Source organism: Gemmobacter aquatilis (assembly GCF_900110025.1).
GTDB classification, from domain to species: Bacteria; Pseudomonadota; Alphaproteobacteria; order Rhodobacterales; family Rhodobacteraceae; genus Gemmobacter; species Gemmobacter aquatilis.
On sequence record NZ_FOCE01000014.1, the window covers coordinates 17086 to 21282 of the forward strand.

A 4197-nucleotide genomic window follows, 5' to 3' on the forward strand; every position below is an offset into this window, starting at 1 on the left:
TCCGCCGCTGCTTGCGCGACTTCCCGGCCTCGGTCTTCAGCCAGCCCGACAGTTTGGCCGCAAAGGGGTCAAGTTTGCTCGGTCGCTCGGCAACCTTGAACTCAAGCTCAACCGCCCCAGACCGCAAATACTTCCTGATGGTGTTGCGCGACAACTTCGTCCGCCGCGCGATCTCCCGAATGGACAGATGCTCCCGCAATGCCCAACGCCGAATAATACTCAAAAAGGCCATGCCGATCACTCCAATGTCCCCTGCTGCCAGCAGCCAAGGGGAAGGTGTCACATGGGTCAGTTCTCAATGAAAATTACGCCGCTACCCGGGTCACTTCTGGGTGGAAATCAACAGACTAGAGGATCAGAATGACCGCACCAGCCAAGTCGAAGCTGAGGGTAAACCTTCCGCACGTTTTGTCAGAAGCGGTGAAAGAAGGACGGGCGGTAATCGTTTTTGGCGCAGGCTCATCGATGGAGTGCCGAAGCTCCGACGGTCGGCGCCCGCCAAGCGCCGACGAACTACGAGATCATCTGGCGGCGAAGTTTCTTGGGACCAAGAACGAGAAGCGTGATCTTGCAACAGTTGCCGAAATGGCCATCAACGCAGGGGCGGGAGAGCCTCAAGTTTTTGACGAAGTTGCACGCCAATTTAAAGACTTTTCAACCTCAAAATCGCACGAGCGTCTAGCTGATTTCCGGTGGCGTGGCCTAGCCACAACGAACTACGACAGGTTTATTGAGCTAGGATATGCTCTAAATACAACTGCGCTTCAGACCTGCATCCCATTTGTGAAGAATGATGAGCCCTATGAAGATCGGCTTAGAGATGAGAGAAGTCCCGTCCCTCTTCTTAAGCTTCATGGCTGTCTGGACCATCGCCTAGATCGCGATGTGCCGCTGGTGCTTTCAAATGAGCATTATTCGACTTATGAGAAAGGGCGAGACCTCCTCTTCAATCGCCTAAGAGATTGGGCGCAATCTTCCGTGCTAATATTTATCGGTTACCGGATAGCCGACCCTCATATCCGAGATCTTATTTACAAGATAGATCCAGCCCGTCGACCACGTTGGTACATGGTTTCACCAGGTGGAGACGAGCATGATGTCAGATTCTGGGACAAGAAGGGGGTCGAAGTAATTTCGGCAACCTTCTCTGGATTTATGGACGCTTTGGACAATAGCGTTCCACAACTTTTTCGAGCTCTCGCCCCCCCCGCTGATACCGGGAACCGGCCCTACCTGAAGCACCTCAAAAACGGTCATCCATCTGATCAGTTGGTTGAAGCCCTTGATCGAGACTTCGACTATGTTCATGCGGCAATGCCCTTTGATGAGGTTTCGGCTGAGGGATTCTACTCCGGATACGACCATGGTTGGTCGGGAATTATTCGTAAATACGATTTTTCACGGAGGCTGGGTGAAGATTTACTATACGCTGCGGTGGATGTTGATCCTGAGACTGCCACAGTGCGAATGTTTGTCCTTGAGGGCGCAGCAGGATCAGGCAAAACAATTGCACTTCGCAGGGCGGCATTCGATGCAGCCACGGCACTGGATCAGTTTGTTCTGTGGCTCAAGCCCAGTGGCATCTTGAGGGCCGAGATTATTGAAGAGCTTTGGTCTCTCAGTGGATTGCGCCTTTTTCTTTTTGTTGATCACGTTTCTCTTCATGCGGAAGAACTTGAACGAGCTCTGCAGTCCTTAAAGAGAAAAAACGTCCAAGTGACAGTTGTCGTGTCTGAACGCGAGGCAGAGTGGGCAGCCTACTGCAGTGGTCTTGATGCATTCCAGCCAACTACATCGACGTTGAGAAGGTTAAGCGAGCGTGAAGTGGAGAACTTGGTTGACCTCCTAGCAAGGCACCGATGCCTTGGACAGCTAACAAACCTTAGCAGGGCTGAGCAGATTGAGGCCTTTTTGAGTAAAGACCGCGCCGACCGGCAACTCCTTGTTGCGCTTCATGAGCTGACGCGAGGTAAACCCTTCGAGCAGATCATTCTCGATGAGTTCAACAGAGTGCTAGGGGACGCCGCGAGGAGTTTGTATCTTGACATTGCCACGATGCATCAGTTCGGCGTAACGGCTAGAGCGGGAGCGATTTCGAGAATTAGTGGTATCCGTTTTGATGACTTCAAGTCAGAGTTTATCAAGCCCCTCACGGACATAGTACGCGTAGCCGCTGATCGGTTTACCGGCGATCAAGGCTACGAAACTCGTCATTCTCACGTTGCGGAAATTGTCTTTCGCGCTGTCTGCGAGACCGACGAGGCTCGTTCTGTACAGCTATCTAGGATAGTGGGAGGACTGGATCCTGGGTATTCATCAGATAGACGAGTTCTGGAAAACATATGCAAGGGAAGAAATATAGCGAAGAGCTTTTCCAGTATCGAGCACGCAAGGAAAATCTTTGAAATCGCTAGCGCCGCACTTCCGGAGAGTGCTTTTCTATTTCAGCAGGCAGCGATCCTTGAGATGCACCACGCAAAGGGTTCTCTGGATGCCGCAGAGGAATTGGCTCAGACAGCTCGGACTCTAGATCAAAACAACCATATATATGTCCATACGCTTGCGGAGGTTTCGCGACGCAAGGCTAATATTGCTGTGTCCCAAGTAAGAGCGGAACAGCTTAGAGCACAGTCACGTAGGTTTCTTAACGAAATCACGATTAATGACCCCAGAAAGTCGCTGACTTTCTGTAACCTTCTCATTGACGAAGTAATCGATCTTCTGCGCGCACTTCCTGAAGATCCCAAAGAGTACATGATCATCGAGTTCGATAGAAAAGTGGCCGAATCGAAGGATCGCTTGGACAAAGCGCGCCGTGAGTTCCCCGGAGAAGCAGAGTTTCCGGCTGCGGAAGGTAGACTGTGGCAGCGCCTCGGCGACGAGGCTAGGGCAAAACGTGTTCTGCAACAAGCTACGTCGCTGAAATCGCAGAATGCAGGTGTTTTCCTGCGCCTCGCCCAAGTTCAAGCAACTGGCGGAGAGATCGAAGTTTCCATCGATACGCTTCGCTCTGGCTTGCAACGATTTCCGTCAGATAAGCAACTCCATTTAGCGCTTGCTTTGAGGCTTATCGAATACAACCGAACAACCTCGCCTGAGATTGATGGTCATTTCGGCGCTAGCTACGGCGTCGGGGATCACGCACTTGATGCTAGGTTCTTCCATGCTTGCTATCTTTTCTGGGCGGGAAAGATTGAAGAATGTCGGAGGCTGTTTGATGAAGTTAGCGCCCGCTCAAGCGCTGACTATCGCAAGCGCCCTAACCCGGAAGAAGGAATCATTGATCAGTTTATCGCGCAGCAAACTGGCTCGGTGGCTTCAGTTCGGGATGACTACTTCTTTATCCAGTCAGGATGCTATCCTAGACAAATTTTTGCTCACATGAGTGCATTGAACGGAATCGACATATCTGAGCTATCTTCTGGAAAGCAAGTCAGGTTCCGGGTCCGTTTCAACCGTCGCGGCCCTGTAGCTAGCTCAATTATTATAAGCTAGCTTTCGCGAGCGAAGTGTGGTGCAAGGTGAAGAGCGGTCTGCGCCTTCTTTGAGGCGCAGCACTACCATAGTAGTGCTGGCTCTTGCTGCGGTACCAGTCGAATGACGGCTTCCGGTGATGCAGCCATGCTGCGCACGTTGAGGCTGATCGGCGGCAATGGGCCGTTACTTACCCACGTTGCCTTTCATGAACCTCCCAGGGGGCTGACCTGTGTGCCGGCTGAAGGCAGTGCTGAAGGTGCTGGCAGAGGCATAGCCGACCTGCGCAGCGACCTCGTCCAGCGCAACTCTGCCCCGGCGCAGCAGGTCGCGCGCCACCGCCATGCGCCATGTGGTCAGATATTGCATGGGCCGCGCCCCGACCATCCGGGTGAACCGCTCGAAAAAGGCCGAGCGCGACATGCCCGCCGTCCTGGCAAGATCGGAGATGGTCCAGGCCCTGGTGATATCCCCGTGCAGACCGCGCAGAGCGGCAGCGATCCGTGCATCCGCAAGCCCCCGCAACAACCCCGGCTGTGCAGCCTGCGCAGGCGCGGCACGCAGAGCTTCGATCAGCAGGATCTCGACCAGCCGTTCCAGGATCAGGTCGCGCCCGATGTCATCGCGCATAGCCTCGCAGCCCAGCAAATGCACCAGCTGCGCCAGCCGGGGGGCGGCGCTAATATGGATCATCCGGGGCAGCAGCGACACCAGCAGATCGGC

At 53.7% G+C, this 4197-nt stretch carries 2 protein-coding genes and 1 pseudogene; 1 reads left to right on the forward strand and 2 read right to left on the reverse strand.

Features of this window, described 5'->3' with window-relative positions; all coding sequences use genetic code 11:
- Window positions 1–232, reverse strand: a pseudogene (locus tag BMX43_RS17535) (HTH domain-containing protein); the annotation flags it as partial.
- Between the two features lie 128 nt (window positions 233–360).
- Between BMX43_RS17535 and BMX43_RS17540 the strand changes: the two are divergent.
- The gene (locus BMX43_RS17540; protein WP_091303461.1) at window positions 361–3495 is read left to right on the forward strand and encodes an SIR2 family NAD-dependent protein deacylase; all 3135 of its coding nucleotides are present in this window, start codon (window positions 361–363) and stop codon (window positions 3493–3495) included.
- 165 nt (window positions 3496–3660) lie between these two features.
- Here the strand turns inward: BMX43_RS17540 and BMX43_RS17545 are convergent.
- Window positions 3661–4197: helix-turn-helix transcriptional regulator (locus BMX43_RS17545; RefSeq protein ID WP_217643985.1), on the reverse strand; the 537-nt coding region annotated here is incomplete at its 5' end.

Bases quoted from the DNA above. Each gene is read 5' to 3' on its own strand.
- BMX43_RS17540 (WP_091303461.1), top strand. From the start codon at position 361: ATGACCGCACCAGCCAAGTCGAAGCTGAGGGTAAACCTTCCGCACGTT.